Here is a 16,958-nt window from a genome sequence, read left to right as displayed (position 1 = left end):
AAGATAATACGTTGCGCGGGATGTGTTGCAACCTTGGTGGCGAAAAAGCCAGGTGGTGTTGATGCGCAATAAGCGCTGCGATACCAAATCTGCGAGAGTGGCGCGGGCAGGGAGCAGGTAAGAATCGGGCCGTCTAGCGCCCGTCTGCGAGCATGCCCCAATCGGAAATTGGGTTGAGAACGAGCCGGACGTTGTCAATCAAACGGGTCTCACCCAACCGGGCGGCGGCGAGAATAGCCACCTCCTCGGTGCTATCTGTAACCGCCTTCAGAGTGCGTGCGTCGCGCACGGTGAAGTAGTCGGTCTCAAACCCCGCCTGCAGCAAGCGCAGTCGCGCGTGAGATTCCAGTTGCAAGAAATTATCGAACCCGCAGGCGATGGCCTCGCGGCACTCATTGAGTGTCTGATTCAGTGTTGGCGCAATACGGCGGTGTTGCAGCGAAAGGTAGCCATTACGTGAACTTTTCGCGAGGCCGTCCTCGTCCCGCGTCGTGACCACACCAATGATTTCAATGGGCATACAGAGATCGGTGACCATTTTCCGCACAATGGACAACTGCTGGAAATCCTTCTCGCCAAACAACGCCACGTCAGGCTGCACCATGTTGAATAGCTTGCTTACGACCGTAGTCACACCGTCAAAATGTCCCGGGCGGCGGCTGCCGCAGAGCGTGTCCCCCAACTCAGGCACATGCACCAGAGTTTGTGCGTCCATGCCCTGCGGGTACACATCATTCACACCGGGTGCGAAAAGCACCTGTACACCCTCAGCGAAGAGTTTCTCCTTGTCAGCAAGAAGCGTGCGGGGATAGGCGTCGAGATCTTCGTTGGGGCCGAATTGCAGGGGGTTTACAAAGACACTGACCACGACGATATCGCAGAGTGTTCGGGCCTTTCGCACCAGGTCCAGATGGCCCTCGTGCAGGTTGCCCATGGTCGGCACAAAGGCGATGGTCTGCGCCTGTCCGCGGAAGGCTGCAAGCGCCGGTTTTAGTGCTGCGGTGCTGTTGTAGGTTCGCATGTCTACCTGATCCCCTTCGGGCGCACTGGTGACGCTAAACACATCAAGGTTTACCGGAATGAACCGTAGGCTCAATTCCAGACTTGCTGCGAGTATGCCCCAACACTTTGCGGCCAGCAACGGCTTTATGCGGAAAATTCACACTGTTTGTTACCAAAAGAAGCAAAGCGGGGTTGTATATATTGCCGGGAAAAATTATTAATAGTGAGCACTGACTTACTCTTGGGGCTCCTAACTCTAGAGAAGCACGCCCTGTTGAGGCATGTTAAAGAGGTTGGGGATAATGTGGCGGCGTCCAGGTGTGTAACGATGCCCACCCTCTGGGCGCCCTTGGTCAGGAGTAGGTATGTTCTTCGGCGGGGTATGCGCCCGATTTAACCGCGTCGACAAAAGCCTGCAGACCGCCGGCGACACTGGATTGACCGGCCATAAAATTCTGCACAAAGCGCGGGGTATGTGTCGACAGGCCCAGCAGATCGTGCATGACCAGGACTTGCCCGTCCGTGTCCCGTCCGGCGCCAATACCGATCACGGGAATGTCGAGATTCTTGCTGATATCCGCCGCCAGGTTGGAGGGAATGCATTCCAGTACCAGCAGGCTGGCACCGGCGTCCTGGATTTCCACCGCCTCCGCCCGGATTGATTTGGCCTCCTTGGGTGTGCGGCCCTGTACCTTGAAGCCGCCAAAGGCGTTAACCGACTGCGGTGTGAGGCCCAAATGGGCGCACACCGGTATACCGCGCTCGACCAGGCTGCTAATGGTATCCGATAGCCACGCGCCACCCTCCATCTTGACCATGTGTGCCCCGGCCTGCATAAGGTGAGTGGCATTCTCCATTGCCTGCTCTGTAGTGGTGTAGCTCATGAAGGGCATGTCGGCGATGACCAGCGAGCGGGGATTAGCGCGGCAGACACTCTCTGTGTGGTAGGCCATGTCTGCGATTGTCACAGGGATCGTACTGTCGTGGCCTTGCAGAACCATACCCAGTGAGTCTCCCACCAGTATGATTTCGGCGCCGGTATCGCTGATAAGCCTGGAAAAGGTAGCATCGTAGGCAGTGATACAGACGAACTTTTCGTCCGCTGCCTTCATCTTATCCAGGGTGCTTATGGTGATCTTGCCCATGGTTGCAGTCCTGTGCGCTGGTTACCGGTATTGAAGACCTCAGGGGCGCAATACTATCTGAAAAACGTGGGATTGAAATAGTGGCGACCGCTGCGAATGTCGAGCATGTAATCCACCAGGTCCCGGTAATCGGCGACACTGTTGGCGAGGTCGATCTCACTGGCGTTAACGATTAACAACGGGGCATCATCGTAGTACAGAAAGAACTCGCTGTACACTTCGTTGAGGCGCTCCAGATAGTCCCGGTTGATACCCTTTTCCATGGCCAGCCCGCGGTTTTCGATGCGCGAAAGCAGCACATCGGTGGGTGCCTGCAGGTACAGCACCAGATCTGGACGGGGCGCATCAATGGTCAGTTGTTGGTAGACCTTTTCGTACAGCTGGTACTCATCTGCGTCCAGGTTGATGCGAGCGAACAAGGGGTCCTTGTCGATCAGGAAATCTGCGACCCTGTCTGGAGCGAAAATATCGGCCTGGCGTAAATCCTGAATTTTTTGCGCACGCTGGAACAGGAAAAATAGCTGAGTGGCGAGGGCCGCCTGCTCCCGGTTGTTATAGAAACGTTCCAGAAACGGATTCTCCTCTGCGTCCTCCAGCAAGGTGGCACAGTCGAAGCTTGCAGCCAGTTTGTGGGCCAGCGTGGTTTTGCCCACGCCAATCGAGCCCTCAACCGCGATGAAAGAGGGCGGTGTGCGTCCTTTTAGCTCGACGCTGATAGCCTGGTTGCTTGCAATCACACGTGTCCCTGTGGGTTACCTGTTCTCTGGAAAATGCGCGTCCCGCAGCGGTAGTGCGGTTTTTTCCAGCCCGTTAGCGGGGCATTCCCGCAGCAGGGCATCAATCTCCATGCCGTTTGGCAGCAGGTTAGTGTTGCTGATTTCGCGCAGAGGGTACAGAACAAAATTGCGCTCTGCCATGCGGGGATGCGGAACAGTGAGCTGCGCGGTGCTGATCACCCGATCGCCATACAGCAGAATATCCAGATCCAGCGTCCGCGGTCCCCAGTGTTCGGTGCGCTCGCGACCCTGTGCTGCCTCGATGTGCTGTAGCTCTTGCAACAAGGCGTGAGGTGCGAGCTCCGTCATAATCATGGCAACCGCATTGAGGTAGTCTGGTTGCTCGCCGGGTCCCACGGCAGCGCTGCGCCAGCCGCTTGAAACGCTTTTCAGTTCTGTAAGGGGCAGTGCTGCCAGGCTGGCAAGTGCGGTGCGTAGCTGAGATAACGGATGGCCCAGATTGCTGCCCAGGGCGATGTAAGCCGGGATCATTCCGTGTGCTTTGGACGTTGCGTCCGGTTGCGACCGGGGCGGTTTCGGCGGCCCTTTGATGCCATTTTCTCCTCTCGCTCTGGTTTAGACAGCGTCTGAACCTCTGTCCACCACGGGCCGAGTCCATCGGTTTCCTCGCCGGCCTGCTCCCGCAGCAGGAGAAAATCATAGGCCGCGCGAAACCGCCTGTGCTCCAGCAGTTCTAACGCCTTGCGGCCGGTTTTGCGCTGCAGGCGCAATTGGAACTCCCAGATTTCCCGCATGGGTTGGCTGAATCTTCTCGGAATAGACAGATGCTGCGCAGCGGCCGAAATGGCATCCTGGCCCGCCCCATGAATGGCGACCATGGGGGGCTCATCACCCGCCTTGCGCCGCTGGAACGCGTTATCGACCACAGGCCACAGCAACGCCGCCAGAATAAACGCGGGCGTGACCGGTTTGTCTGCCGCGATACGGACGTCTGTGCTAACCATTGCGGCCTCTACCAGAGCCTGACCGGTAGGGTGTTCCTCAAGGGCGATGCAGGTCTCGGGGAACAGGTAACGCAGCAAATCGTGCTGGATCAGTTGGTCCAGTGTTGCGGCCGCGTACCCGCCAAGAAACAGCTTCAGGAATTCGTCGAACAGGCGGGCCGAGGGAATTTGCTCCAACAGATGCGCACATCGCGGGATTGCCGCTGCGGTGTCCGGCGCAATGCCGAAGGACAGTTTGGCGGCAAATCGCAGCACACGCAGCATGCGCACGGGATCTTCGGTATAGCGTTGGTCGGGGTCGCCGATGATACGAATCTGCTGTTGTGCCATGTCCTCAAGGCCGTCGACCTGGTCGAATACCTCGAACTTTTCCGAATCGTAATAGAGCGCGTTAATGGTCAGGTCGCGCCGCGCTGCATCCTCGGCCAGAGTGCCGTAGACGTTATCGCGCAACAGCAATCCGCTGGCGGATTGCTGTGAATGGTGCTTGCTGGCACCTTTGCTCTGCGCGGTATCCGGTGTGCTGTCGTGATGCCCGCGGAAAGTGGTCACTTCAATGATCTCTCGCCCAAACCGCACGTGCACTATACGAAAGCGGCGACCGATGATGCGTGAATTGCGAAACAGCTCGTTGACTGCTTCTGGAGTGGCATCCGTGGCGACGTCGAAATCCTTTGGGTGTGCTCCCCGCAGCAGATCGCGCACCGCGCCGCCGACGAGGTAGGCCTGGAAGCCTCCCTTGCGCAGGCGCGACATTACTTTCAGGGCGCTGTCGCTGATGTGTTTACGGGAGATGCAGTGCTGATCCCGGGGGATGATATTCAAGCGGATTTAAACCTGTTGAGGGTGTTCAACCGATACGCAGCTTATCATAGAAGGGCAGGGACTTGCTGCAAAGCCAATGGCGCGCCCGCTTGGATAATGCATGGCAGGGAGGGGATGAATGATGGGGAAAACAGAGTTCTCCCCATCCAGGTCTCACGCCATCGATTATTCTTATTTCCATGTATTTTATTGTTAGGCAAGTACAACCACGGGTGTACAGTAATGCCCAGTGTCTGCGAGGGTTAAGCATTGTTGCTCGCAGATCGCCCCCAACGGTATCGGCAGTAATGCGCCAGTCGGAGGCGTGAAAATGAGCTAAATGGAAAATGTGGGGAAGAAATCTTCCCCCATCCAGGTCCATAGTGCAGCGCTGTTATTTTTATTCGGGTAGCGATTATTATTATTTTTCGTACCGGGGGAGATAAAGCATTTATTGTGCCAACTTTATAATTCCCATTAAAAACAGAGAGATAGGTTTTTAATAGTGTCTGCTGGATACGGTTTTTCCGGGGTAACGTTACCGAATTACCCCTATTAGTGAGTCGTCGCGCTGCAGGGTAACGCCTATTTGCCCTGTGCGGAGGCGATTTTACCCCGTGTATTGGTATTGCTCTTGTTGCGCGGAATGCCGAAACGCTGGCGGCGTTCCCACAGGCATTTGCGGCTTACGCCCAGCTTTTGTGCCAGTTCCGTCTCGCTCATGGAATCCTGGTGTTCCAACACAAAACGTTGGAAATAATCCTCGAGCGAGAGGTCCTCCTGAGGCTCACGGGAGGCCGGTTTGGCGGTTTCGCCTGCGATACTGACCTGCTCACCCCTGATACGGTTGATATTGACCAGCTCCAAATCTATGGCCAGCGCTGTGTTGTCGATTTCGTCGCTGTCCGACAGAATGACGGCCCGTTCAATGGCATGTTCCAGTTCTCGGACATTGCCTGGCCATTGGTAGGTGGTGATGGCCTGAATGGCTTTTGGCGACAGGTGCATGCGAGGGCGTCCGAGGCGCTCGGACTGCTCACGCACCATGCGCTCTGCCAGCTGCAGAATGTCCTTGCCCCGGTCCCGCAGCGGCGGCAGTGTCAGTTGCAGGACATTGATCCGGTAAAACAGGTCCTGTCGGAACCGGCCTTCAGCGGACAGGCTCTGCAGATGACGGTGAGTCGCACAAACAAGGCGAACGTTGACTTTGCGCGAGTGCACGGACCCGATCCGGCGGATCTCACCCTCCTGGATAAAGCGCAATAACCGTGCCTGGGCTTCCATGGGCAACTCGCCGATTTCGTCGAGAAACAGGGTGCTGCCGTCGGCCGCTTCGATCAACCCCATGCGGCTGGCATTGGCGCCAGTGAAAGCGCCCTTTTCGTAGCCAAATAACTCAGATTCAATCAGGGTATCGGGGATGGCCGCACAGTTGACCGAAATCATCATCTTGTCGGCCCGGCGACTGCCCTGGTGCACACTGCGAGCCACAAGTTCTTTGCCGGTGCCCGTTTCACCCTGAATCAGTACGGTAGAGTCGGTGGGCGCCACCCGCTCGATATGCGCCAGCAAAGTCAGTATGGCAGGACAATTGCCCACCATGCCGGTTTCATTGACGGCCGGTTTTGCCGACTCTTGCACCGCGTCCGTCTTGACAGCATGGTCGGTGGGGTGGTCCGCGATAATTCGTTGTACCGCGCTGACCATATCGCCGTGGTCAAAGGGCTTGGCGATGTAGTCGACCGCGCCCATGCGCATGGAATCTACCGCCGAGCGCAGGCTTGCATAGCTGGTCATAATCAGGACGGGCACTTCACCGGCCTTTTGGATGAGGTCTGTGCCGGGCGCGCCCGGCAAGCGCAAGTCACTGATAACCAGATCAAATGAGGCCAGATCATGGTTTTGTTCGGCCTCTTGGACCGAGCCAGCCTCACTCACCTCGTAGTCATGGCGCTCCAACAGTCGGCGCAGTGCGACGCGGATTACGGATTCGTCCTCAACGACGAGAATCGTGCTCATGCAGTGTTACCTCTGGAAAGCATCTCCCCAACATACTACCAGGCCGGAAGTTTTGCCAGTCAAGAGGGCGTATTGTGTAACGCAGGGTTACAAATCGTAGTCGATATCGTAACGGCCCCGGGGAAGTTGCAGGGTAAATCGCGTGCCCGGATAGGGGCCGTCAACGAGGGGGCTGGTCAGGCTTACACGGCCGTTCATGTCTTCCATAATACTGAACACCAATGCCAGCCCGAGGCCCGTGCCCTCGCCGGGGTCCTTGGTGGTGAAAAACGGTTCAAAAATCTGATTCTGCTGTTCGGCGGGTATCCCGCACCCATTGTCCTCAATGTCAATCTGCACACGCTCCTCATCGGCGCGGGCAATAATCCTGACGTCCGCGCCATCCGTGCGCGCATCCCTTGCGTTAGACAACAGGTTGATAGCCACTTGCAGCAGGCGTTGGCTGTCTGCGACTATCAGCAGCTCCCGGTCACAGCGGTTGTCGAAGTGGGCGGGCTTTGTTTCACGATCCAGTGACAGTAAGTGAATGGCCTCGTCAATACAGTCCGCGAGGTTGATAGACCGCAGGGTTGCCTCGCTGGTTCTTGCTCCTGAATGAGAGAAGTGCATCAGTGACTCGACGATACGGTTTACTCGCTCGGTCTGCTTTAGAATGTCCTGGGCCATATGTTGAATCTCACCGGGCGCTTTTTCATACTCCAGGTTCTGGGCAAGGCAGGCGATGCCCGTGACCGGGTTGCCGATCTCGTGAGCGACACCAGCGGCCAGCCGTCCAATCGAAGCCAGTCGCTCACTGTGCAGAAGTTCCTCCTCCAGAAGCTGCACATCAGTCATATCCTCAACTACAATCAGGGTGTTGTTGTTTGACAGCGTGTCGGTCGCTGTCCGGTGCAGTCCGAGCCAGCGCTTATTGCCCTGCGGCAGCGTCACTTCTGTCTTGACGCGCATGCTCGCATCGCTGTGGAAAAACTCCTCCAGTATGCGGCTCCAGGGAGACGGAAGTGAGCTGAGCAGGGAGCCGATGATATCGCTCTCTGCGACGCCTGTAATGCGCACCATGCTTTGGTTCCACATTAATATTTCACCGGTGTCGCCTACGGAGCACGCACCAATCGGGAGGTTGTCCAGTGTCTTTCGGTAGTGGCTGCGCAGGTCATTCAGGTCGGCGGCAAGTCCTGTCAGACGGGGTTTGGATTGCTCCAGATTGCGCTCCAGCAGATAAAAATCCTCCCGGTCCCTATCACCGTCACTTGCGACAAACGGGATGGCGCTCTCCACAATTCGGTGGGCCTCGCTTGGACCCAGCATGCCAGAGAGGTTTGTTTCAATGCGTCGTCGCAAACGTCGCAGGGCATAGGGACGCTTTTCCTCGATGGAAAACTGCAGCTCTTCCAGGGCGCGCTCCACTTCGTCTTGCGCGGTGTGCTTACCCAGTGCGCCAGCCATCCGGGCGGCGAATTCTGCGGCATTGTTTACCGACAGGATTTTTCGGGTTGGGCGCGGCAGATCATCCATAGAGCAGATGTCAGCCGCCACTTTTTCCTCTTCACCGGTCCGTGTAAACATTGAAACGAGCATAAATAACAGGCTGTTGACTCCCAATGACACGATTGCGGTGGTCGCCCACTGTCGATTATTGCCGGTGGCGACCTCGCCCAGGAGAATTTGCAGAGGCATCGGGATGTCGGCGCCGGCCAGTGGAAGTAACATGGCGAGGAACCAGATCAAAAAGCCGCCCATCAGGCCCGCTATCAGGCCATAGTGGTTGCCTCGGGGCCAGTAGGGAGTGGCAATAATGCCGGGGAGAAACTGCAGGGTGCCGGTGAAGGCGACCAGCGCAAGTTGAGTCAGGCTCTGGCCTAGATTCAGGAAAGCGAACAGGACATACCCCGCCAGAATGAGCACACAGATGAGCGCGCGCCGCAGCCACTTCAGCTGACTGTAAATGCTTTGATTCCGCTCAATCTGCAGGGGTCGCAGCGGCAGCACCAGATGGTTCAGGCACATGTTTGCGAGGGCCAGCGTAGTGATAATAATGGTGGCACTGGCCGCGGACATGCCGGCGACAAACGCGACGGCACTGATCGATTTGGATTGCAGCACCATGCCTATTGCCAGAGCGCTGTAATCCAGGGGCAGCGTGTGGCCCATGCGGATGCCTGCCCAGGCGATGGGTAATACAGGCAGGCTGAGTAGCATGAGGTAGAGCGGCAGACCCCAGGTGGCAGCGCGCATATCGCGGCTGTCGGTGTTCTCTGCAAAGGCCATATGAAACAGGTGGGGCATGCACACGGCGCCCGCGAAGAAAATGAGTAACAGTATGAGCCCGCTGTTGCCGCGCATTGGCTGGGCTAGCTGCGCGCTGACCTCGGGCTGCGACAGAAGCCATTGCTCCATTTCTCCGAAGCTGCCGAATACGAAAAACACCGCCACCAGCATCAGTGCCAGCATGGCGGTCAGTTTAATCAGTGACTCAAAGGCGATGGCGGTCACCAGGCCCGTGTTGCGATCTTGTGCTGAGGCGTGTCGAGTGCCAAACAGCATTGAAAACACGCTGATAATCACGCAGAACAGAAACGCCAATCCATTGTGCTCGCCCTCTGGCGAAAGCGTAGAGCTGCCTCCGGCGAGAATCTGTATGCTGGTCGCCACGGCTTGAATTTGCAGCGCAAGCAGTGGCAGCACGGTTATGCACATGGCCAGCGTGATGCTGGCGCCGACCACGGGGCTGCCATAGCGAAAGGTGAGCACATCGGCTAGAGAGGCGAGCTGGTAGAGACGACACAGACGCAACAGCGGCACCAGGAGAACCGCCGCGAGGACGAACATCAACACCACCCCGACATAGTAGAGGAGAAAGTTATAGCCGTAGTCATAGGCCAGACTCATCACGCCGTTACTGGCCATAGCGCCTGCGAAGACACCGAGGGACAGTGTATAAACGGCGGGGTGGCGGGTGATTCGGTCGGGAATTATCCCCCGGTCGGCGAGGTGTGCGATGGCAAACAGACCCGTCAGATACGCAATAATAAACAGGAGTATCTGTGCGAGGCTAAAGCTCATCCGGATACCTCGATCGCTGATTCCAGTAAGCCGCCACCACAATCACAAGCCAGAACTGCCAGGGACGGTACCAGGCCACCTCTGAATTAATAATCCAGTTTTCAAAGGCAGGAAAAAAAATCAGGAAGGCTCCGGCGGCCAGTAACAACAGGCGATTGATGTACACGCTCGTGATCCCCCTTTGGTTAGCGAAGCGACAGGGCTTTTATCTGTGCCGGTGCTGCAGCGGTCTGGCGATAATACTGAAGCGCTCAGGGCGGGTAAAGCTGCGGGGCCTCAGGTGACTCCGATGGCGGCTGCGTCGATAGCTGCGCGCGCGGGGATTTCATTACGCTGCCAGTGGGTAGTCGCAAAGGTCAGGATATCGGCGGGCTGCAACAGGCCAGGCGGCGGCTCCGGCTGATTCAGGAAAGACAACGCGAGGCGCAGATTGCCTGCAGCGGCATCATCGTTCAGCGGAGGGGCGTGAGTCTGTTTGCTGAATTTCTGTCCCAGCGAGTTGGTGATAACCGGCAGATGGCAGTAGACCGGTGTTGGGTAGCCCAGCTGCTGTTGCAGGAAGACCTGTTTCGCGGTGGTGTCCAGCAAGTCAGACCCTCGAACGACGTGGTTAATTCCCTGCGCGGCGTCGTCCACTACCACGGCGAGCTGGTAGGCATTCAGGCCGTCCCTGCGTCGAACTACGAAGTCGTTAATGGGCTGCCCGCTGGCGAGAGTCTGCTGGCCCTGAAGCTGGTCTGTGAAGCGAATAACACTGCCTTCCGATAGGTGCGCCCGCAGCGCTGCCGGACCGGTGATGCCTGTCTGGCGGCGGCGACAGCCGCCGCCGCAGTTGCCGTTGGCGTCGAGCTTGACGCGCGGGCAATCACAGGCAAACAACAACCCCGTTGCCTGCAGAGTGTCGAGTACTTTTTGGTAGGCGAGGGAGCGATGACTCTGGTACAGGATGTCCTCGTCCCAGTGCAGCGCGTGACAGCGCAGGCTCTGCAGAATGCTAGCTGTTGCGCCTGATTCCTCGCGCGGCGGATCCAGATCATCGATGCGGACCAGCCATGAGCCCTGCTGAGCGCGCGCGTCCAGACAGCTGGCCAGCGCTGCTATCAGCGACCCGAGGTGTAACGGGCCAGTTGGCGAGGGAGCAAAGCGGCCGCGGTAGGGCGTGCTGGAGTCGGGCACGATAAGCGCCCGGGGGATTAACCCAGTTCCTGTTTTTCTTTGATTTCAGCCAGAGTCTTGCAGTCGATGCACTGGGTGGCGGTGGGTCGGGCTTCCAGTCGTTGAATGCCGATTTCCACGCCGCAGGCTTCGCAGTAGCCGTAATCGTCCTGATCGATCAGCTCCATGGTCGCGTCGATCTTCTTGATCAGCTTGCGCTCCCGATCACGCGTGCGCAGCTCCAGACTGAACTCCTCTTCCTGGGTGGCGCGGTCTGCCGGATCGGGAAAGTTGGCTGCTTCATCCTTCATGTGCATCACGGTGCGATCGACTTCCTGCATCAGCTCGGACTTCCAGTTAAGCAGCAGGCCGAGAAAGTGTTCACGCTGTGGTTCGTTCATGTAGGCTTCGCCGCGGCTAGGCTGGTAGGGTTCAAAGTTCTGGAATTCAGGATTGCCGGGTTTGTACTTGATGCGAGCCGGTGCCTTTCGCCTAACAGGCGCCGTCTTCCGGGCGGGCACCTTTCTGGGGGGTGATTTTTTGGCGGCGGCCTTTTTAGCGGGCGCTTTTTTAACGGGCGCTTTCTTAGCGGGTGCCTTTTTCTTGGCAGGCGCTTTTTTGGCGGGTGCTTTCTTAGCGGGTGCTTTCTTAGCGGGTGCTTTCTTAGCGGGTGCCTTTTTCTTGGCAGGCGCTTTTTTGGCGGGTGCTTTCTTAGCGGGTACCTTTTTCTTGGCAGGCGCTTTTTTGGCGGGTGCTTTCTTAGCGGGTGCCTTTTTCTTGGCAGGTGCTTTCTTAGCGGCGGCTTTCTTGGCGGGTGCCTTTTTCTTGGCCGTCGCCTTCTTAGCGGGTGCTTTCCCTGTCTTGGTATTTCGTGGCATGGCTATTGTCCCATACTCCTGGTAACGCACTGTTATTGGGGCTATCTGGCACGATGGCTCGAGGCCAGATTTATAAGGGCGCTGAAACTACCAGATTACCGCTATGCGCGCCACTATTTCTACATTGAATTTCCATCTTGCTGTCACCCCCCTGTGGTCGTTGGTAGAATAGCGCGTTGCTGCAAATGGGACTGTTATATGTCGGAATCCAAACCCGAGTCAGGCCGTTCACGGGGTTTCGCCGATCGCGTCGACGAGATTGAGCCATTCCGCGTGGTGGAGGTACTGGCGCGTGCTACCGCGTTAGAGGCGGCCGGTGCGGATATCGTGCATATGGCCGCGGGCGAACCTGATTTCGCCACGGCCAAGCCCATTATCGAGGCTGGCAGGGCTGCGCTTAAACGCGGCGCCACTCACTATTCACAAGCCGCGGGCATCCCGCCACTCAGGGAGGCACTTTCTCGCCACTATCAGGATCACTACGGACTGGATATTCCGCCTTCGAGGATCATGGTCACGCCCGGCGCGTCCGGGGCCCTCCTGCTGATCGCCGCCCTGTTGATGAATCCGGGGGATGGCATGTTGATGAGCGACCCCGGTTATCCCTGTAATCGGCACTTCATGCGTCTGGTTGAGGGACGAGGGCAGCTGGTGCCGGTCGACGCGTCAAGTAATTACCAGCTCAATGCTGAACTCGTTGCCGACAACTGGGCGGACAATACGGTGGGTGCCATGGTGGCATCCCCTGCTAACCCGACCGGAACAGCCCTGTCTCGACCGCAACTGGCGGCGCTTTCGGCAGAAGTCCGTGCGCGCAACGGGCATCTGCTGGTAGACGAGATATACCACGGGTTGGTGTACGAGGGCGACGCACCGTCCGTTTTGGAGGTTGATCCTGACGCCTTTGTCGTGAACAGCTTTTCCAAGTATTTTGGCATGACTGGCTGGCGCCTGGGTTGGCTGGTAGCGCCAGAAGCCGCGGTGAAGGAGATGGAAAAGCTCGCACAGAACCTGTTTATTTCCATGTCGACCATGGCCCAGCATGCGGCACTGGCCGGTTTTGAACCGAGTACCCTTGCCATTCTTGAGGAGCGCCGGGATATTTTCCGTCTGCGTCGCGACTTTCTGTTGCCCGCTTTACAGAACCTGGGTTTTTCCGTGCCGTGCACCCCAACGGGCGCGTTCTATATCTATGCCGACGCCAGCCGTTTTACCCATGACAGTCAGGCATTCTGTCTGCGCTTGCTGGAGGAGCACGGCGTAGCGCTCACCCCGGGCATGGATTTCGGGCATCATCGATCGGCTGAGCACGTACGCTTTTCCTATACCACCGGGATGGACCGGCTGGAACTGGCAGTGGAGCGATTGGCCAGGGTGCTGGGCTAATATGATGTTTTCAGACCTCGTAGAGGGAACCCTGCTGCGTCGCTACAAACGGTTCCTTGCCGATGTGGAATTGTCTGACGGCGTGACTCTGACAGCCCATTGCCCTAATACGGGCGCCATGACGGGCTGTGCAGAACCTGGCAGCAGGGTATGGCTGTCTGTCAGCGATTCGCGGACGCGTAAGTATCCCCATACCTGGGAGCTGGTTGAGACCTCACAGGGCATGGCCTGTATTCACTCGGCAAAGGCCAATGCCGTTGTGAGAGAGGCGTTTGAAGCGGGCATTATCAGCGGCTTCGAGGCATATCCAGACATTCGTCGCGAGGTGAAATATGGCGAAGGCAGCCGTATCGATCTGCTGCTTGAGGGGGATGTTGGTCGAGCGTTTATCGAGGTGAAATCCGTGACGCTCTGTCGCGAGGGGGGCCTTGGGGTGTTCCCCGACGCGGTCAGTGAGCGCGGTCGTAAACACCTGGGTGAGCTGGCGCGTATTGCGGCGCAAAAAGACACTCGCGCCGTCCTGTTTTTTTGTGTCCTCCATGCTGGAATCGATCATGTCAGCGTTGCGGGAGATATCGATCGCCGTTACCGCGAGGCAATGGTTGAAGCACAGGCGGCCGGCGTTGAAATCCTCGCGTGGCGCAGCCGGGTTGATCCCGCCGGCCTGACACTGGAAGCCCCCTTAACCTTCTCCCCCGACCCCCCTTAGTCGTTGTCCAGTCGTTGACTGTCGATTTGCGGTGGTTCGCGCTAGGATGGGTTTCGAAACGTGCAACCCGCGCACGGTTCGATGCCATGTTGCATGATGGAGTGACTGTATATGTCGGTGCAGCCTGAGCGCGCCCAGCTAACCGGACTGGATGATTCGCACCTGGTGAACTTGCCCGGCGGGCATCGCCTGCAACTGCCTGCGGCCGACGCGTTTTCGGCACTGCGGGAAGACGCGGCGGCGGCGGGCTTCGATCTGGTGATCGCCAGTAGTTTTCGCTCCTTCGAGCGCCAGCTGGCCATCTGGAACGGCAAGGCCCGCGGTGAGCGACCGGTTTACGACGACAACGATGAGCCTGTGATGCTGGCTGATATGTCTCCCGGAGACAGGCTTCATGCAATCCTGCGCTACTCGGCGATACCAGGCACCTCCCGACACCACTGGGGAACCGACCTCGATGTTTACGACGCGAGCGCTGTTCCGGAGGGTTACCGGCTGCAGTTATCCGCAGCGGAAGTCAGCGCGGGCGGCCCGTTCGATGCTTTGCACTGCTGGCTGGATCAGCGTATGGCCGCTCAGACATCGCATGGATTTTACCGGCCTTACAGCGAAGACCGTGGAGGGGTGGCGCCAGAGCGTTGGCACCTCAGTTATGCCCCCCTGTCTCGAGAGTGGGAGCGCAGGATGAGCGCAGAGGTGCTGGTGGCCTGCTGGAATGCAAATAGCGATGAGCTGCAGTTGCGTGATGAAATAGAAAAAACACTCCCCGGCATACTGCAGCGCTACGTTGAAGTGCCGGGAAGCTGGTGTGGGCCTCGCGCGAAAGCCTAGTCCTGTCTCGCGTTATTCCTTGGCCTTGGCCTCTGTATGCAGGTGCCCGAAGTGATTTGAGTAGTCCCGTTGTGATGCGGCGATTACTTTCAGTGCTTCCTCGCGGCCATAAACGAAGTCCACCTTGATGTCAGTTTCCTTGCCCGGAATCATCTTGTAGGTAGAAAAATAGTGCTGCAGGCGCTCGGTCTTGATGGACGGCAGGTCCGTGATGTCCTGTACATGCCCCCAGATGTTATCTCCCTCAAGCACGGCAACGATTTTGTCGTCTGCCTCACCGCCGTCAATCATCTGAATGCCGCCCACAACGCGCGCGCGCAGTACGATGTCGGCGCGGGTGATGTGCCGCTCGGAGTAAACACAGATGTCCAATGGATCGCCGTCGGCTATGTCGACACCCGGGCAGCGGGCGGCGACTTCTTCTGCGCAATAGGTGCGCGGAATGAAGCCGTAAAGGGCGGGGGGGCTGGAGGTGGTTCGCTGTGGCCGATCTACCACGAGGAAACCGGATGATTTGTCCAGTTCGTACTTGACCACGTCGGCCGGCGTCATTTCCACATAAACCTGAACGATATCTTCGGGCATATCGTCTTTTTGCGCGCGGAGACCGTGCCACGGATGCCGGCGCCACCGGTTAAAGTCGCTGTTGCTGTACATGGGTTTTCCTCGAGGTGAAACAGTAGGTTGCCTAAATCGGAAGGCGCGCATTGTACAGACAAGGTCAGTTAAAATCTCGCTGTATCGGGATAAAAAGTGGGGATTACAGTATTTGAAGCAGTGTTGCCGGGTGCCTCGCTGCGGTTTCGATTTCGAGACCGGCCGCAGCTTTCAGAACGCTAGACCTTGAAGCGTCTTTTGAGCTTGCGTTCCACAGAGTGATTTTTCAATTTCACATAGACAGGCAGGCCCCCCCGGTAGTCGGGGTAGGCTTCACCCATAATGAGTGGCGCGAAATACGCCCGTGCTGGCTCGGTGATACCGAAGCCGTCGCGGGTGATGTAGTTGCGAGGCATCATTTTTTCCACGTTGGCCACTTTGTCCAAAGGCGCTTTGCCGATTGACCAGCGATAGCGTTTACCCTTACCCCGTTCTATGCAGGGCATGACCGCATTTTCACCAGCGAGAGCGTATTCAACCGCCGCCTTGCCCAGAGCATAGGCCTGGTCTACATCGGTTTGCGAGGCGATGTGTCGCGCTGAGCGCTGCAGATAATCCGCTACGGCCCAGTGGTATTTGTAGCCCAGCTCGTCCTTGATCATGCCGGCCAGCAGAGGCGCGAGGCCGCCTAGCTGGCTGTGGCCGAAGGCATCTTTGACGCCGGATTCCGATAGAAATGTACCGTCTTTGTATTGTGCGCCCTCAGAGGCCACGATGACGCAATAGCCGAAGCGCTTCACGGTGCGCTGCACCCGCGCCATGAACTTCTTGTGATTAAAGGCAATCTCGGGGAACAGAATGATATGGGGTGCGTCCCCTTCTTCTTCTGCCGCCAGTCCTGCGGCGCCGGCAATCCACCCCGCATGGCGGCCCATTACCTCGAGGATGAACACCTTGGTAGAGGTCTCGCACATGGAGGCCACGTCCAATGCGGCCTCCTTGGTGGAAATGGCGACGTACTTGGCTACAGAGCCAAAGCCTGGGCAGTTATCTGTCAGGGGCAGGTCGTTGTCGATGGTCTTGGGTACGTGGATCGCTTGTAGCGGGTAGCCCAGTGTTTCGCTCAGTTGTGAAATCTTGAGGCAGGTATCAGCCGAGTCGCCGCCGCCGTTATAAAAAAAGTAACCGATATTGTGCGCCTTGAACACCTCGATCAATCGCTCGTATTCCGCGCGGTTCTCCTCGAGGCTTTTCAGCTTGTAGCGGCAGGAGCCGAAAGCGCCCGAAGGCGTGCTCAACAGGCCGTGGATAGCGGCCGCACTCTCTTTGCTGGTGTCGATCAGGTCTTCCCGCAGGGCTCCTATGATGCCATTGCGCCCGGCATAGACCTTACCGATGTCAGCGCGATGCGCTCGTGCCGTTTCAATAACCCCGCAGGCGGAGGCGTTAATAACGGCTGTGACACCGCCGGACTGGGCATAGAAGGCGTTCTTGCGAGGCATGGAGGCAGTTTCCTGTGATGGGTGCAGCGCGTTTTTTGCTGTTGTTGGCATGGCCGTTAATTGGAGGGTGATCATACGGCAATTGCGCAGGCTTGTGGACTGTTGCGGTGAGTTAAGCCGGGCGCC

15 protein-coding genes are annotated in these 16,958 nt (G+C 57.7%); 3 read left to right on the top strand and 12 right to left on the bottom strand.

Annotation, left to right across the window (positions count from 1 at the left end):
* Positions 1-133 precede the first annotated feature (133 nt).
* From panC to dksA, 10 genes are all read right to left on the bottom strand, one after another.
* A complete protein-coding gene (gene panC, locus EYC82_RS10215) occupies positions 134-1,021 on the bottom strand; it encodes a pantoate--beta-alanine ligase (RefSeq protein ID WP_279250686.1) in 888 nt (295 codons plus the stop codon).
* A 334-nt stretch (positions 1,022-1,355) separates the two neighbouring features.
* The gene (panB, locus tag EYC82_RS10210) at positions 1,356-2,147 is read right to left on the bottom strand and encodes a 3-methyl-2-oxobutanoate hydroxymethyltransferase (RefSeq protein WP_279249428.1); all 792 of its coding nucleotides are present in this window, start codon (positions 2,145-2,147) and stop codon (positions 1,356-1,358) included.
* A 53-nt stretch (positions 2,148-2,200) separates the two neighbouring features.
* A complete protein-coding gene (locus EYC82_RS10205; RefSeq protein WP_279249427.1) occupies positions 2,201-2,884 on the bottom strand; it encodes a deoxynucleoside kinase in 684 nt (227 codons plus the stop codon).
* Positions 2,885-2,899: 15 nt separating this feature from the next.
* A complete protein-coding gene (gene folK, locus EYC82_RS10200; RefSeq protein ID WP_279249426.1) occupies positions 2,900-3,415 on the bottom strand; it encodes a 2-amino-4-hydroxy-6-hydroxymethyldihydropteridine diphosphokinase in 516 nt (171 codons plus the stop codon).
* Complete coding sequence (pcnB, locus tag EYC82_RS10195) at positions 3,412-4,713, bottom strand: polynucleotide adenylyltransferase PcnB (protein ID WP_279249425.1); 1,302 nt, start codon at positions 4,711-4,713, stop codon at positions 3,412-3,414. Before pcnB ends, folK begins: the two co-directional genes overlap by 4 nt.
* Positions 4,714-5,277: 564 nt before the next feature.
* Positions 5,278-6,711 (bottom strand): sigma-54-dependent transcriptional regulator, encoded by a 1,434-nt coding sequence (locus tag EYC82_RS10190; RefSeq protein ID WP_279249424.1) that lies wholly within the window; start codon positions 6,709-6,711, stop codon positions 5,278-5,280.
* 87 nt (positions 6,712-6,798) lie between these two features.
* Complete coding sequence (locus EYC82_RS10185) at positions 6,799-9,774, bottom strand: ATP-binding protein (protein WP_279249423.1); 2,976 nt, start codon at positions 9,772-9,774, stop codon at positions 6,799-6,801.
* Positions 9,764-9,940 carry a hypothetical protein gene (locus EYC82_RS10180; protein ID WP_279249422.1) on the bottom strand — a complete coding sequence of 59 codons (177 nt, stop codon included), beginning with the start codon at positions 9,938-9,940 and terminating at the stop codon, positions 9,764-9,766. Before EYC82_RS10180 ends, EYC82_RS10185 begins: the two co-directional genes overlap by 11 nt.
* A 110-nt stretch (positions 9,941-10,050) precedes the next feature.
* The gene (gene gluQRS, locus EYC82_RS10175) at positions 10,051-10,950 is read right to left on the bottom strand and encodes a tRNA glutamyl-Q(34) synthetase GluQRS (protein WP_279249421.1); all 900 of its coding nucleotides are present in this window, start codon (positions 10,948-10,950) and stop codon (positions 10,051-10,053) included.
* Between the two features lie 17 nt (positions 10,951-10,967).
* A complete protein-coding gene (dksA, locus tag EYC82_RS10170) occupies positions 10,968-11,402 on the bottom strand; it encodes an RNA polymerase-binding protein DksA (protein ID WP_279250685.1) in 435 nt (144 codons plus the stop codon).
* A 603-nt stretch (positions 11,403-12,005) separates the two neighbouring features.
* On the opposite strand from dksA, the gene EYC82_RS10165 reads away from it, so the two are divergent.
* The 3 genes from EYC82_RS10165 to EYC82_RS10155 all read left to right on the top strand — a co-directional run bounded on the left by EYC82_RS10165 (position 12,006) and on the right by EYC82_RS10155 (position 14,733).
* Positions 12,006-13,193: a pyridoxal phosphate-dependent aminotransferase gene (locus EYC82_RS10165; protein WP_279249420.1), complete on the top strand. Its 1,188-nt coding sequence runs from the start codon at positions 12,006-12,008 to the stop codon at positions 13,191-13,193.
* 1 nt (position 13,194) lies between these two features.
* Positions 13,195-13,902, top strand: a complete 708-nt coding sequence (sfsA, locus tag EYC82_RS10160) for a DNA/RNA nuclease SfsA (protein ID WP_279249419.1) — start codon at positions 13,195-13,197, stop codon at positions 13,900-13,902.
* A gap of 111 nt (positions 13,903-14,013) precedes the next feature.
* Entirely contained in the window at positions 14,014-14,733 is a 720-nt protein-coding gene (locus tag EYC82_RS10155; RefSeq protein WP_279249418.1) for a M15 family metallopeptidase, read from the top strand.
* Between the two features lie 12 nt (positions 14,734-14,745).
* On the opposite strand, the gene EYC82_RS10150 is transcribed toward EYC82_RS10155, so the two are convergent.
* Both EYC82_RS10150 and EYC82_RS10145 read right to left on the bottom strand, forming a co-directional pair.
* Positions 14,746-15,390, bottom strand: coding sequence for an inorganic pyrophosphatase (locus EYC82_RS10150; protein WP_279249417.1), 645 nt, complete (start codon positions 15,388-15,390; stop codon positions 14,746-14,748).
* 179 nt (positions 15,391-15,569) lie between these two features.
* Positions 15,570-16,832: a 6-phosphofructokinase gene (locus EYC82_RS10145; protein WP_279249416.1), complete on the bottom strand. Its 1,263-nt coding sequence runs from the start codon at positions 16,830-16,832 to the stop codon at positions 15,570-15,572.
* Between the last annotated feature and the right edge of the window lie 126 nt (positions 16,833-16,958).

It is taken from the genome of Candidatus Marimicrobium litorale, from assembly GCF_026262645.1.
GTDB classification, from domain to species: Bacteria; Pseudomonadota; Gammaproteobacteria; order Pseudomonadales; family Halieaceae; genus Marimicrobium; species Marimicrobium litorale.
Note: the sequence above shows the minus strand (reverse complement) of the source record. Positions and strands in the feature narration are given on the sequence as shown.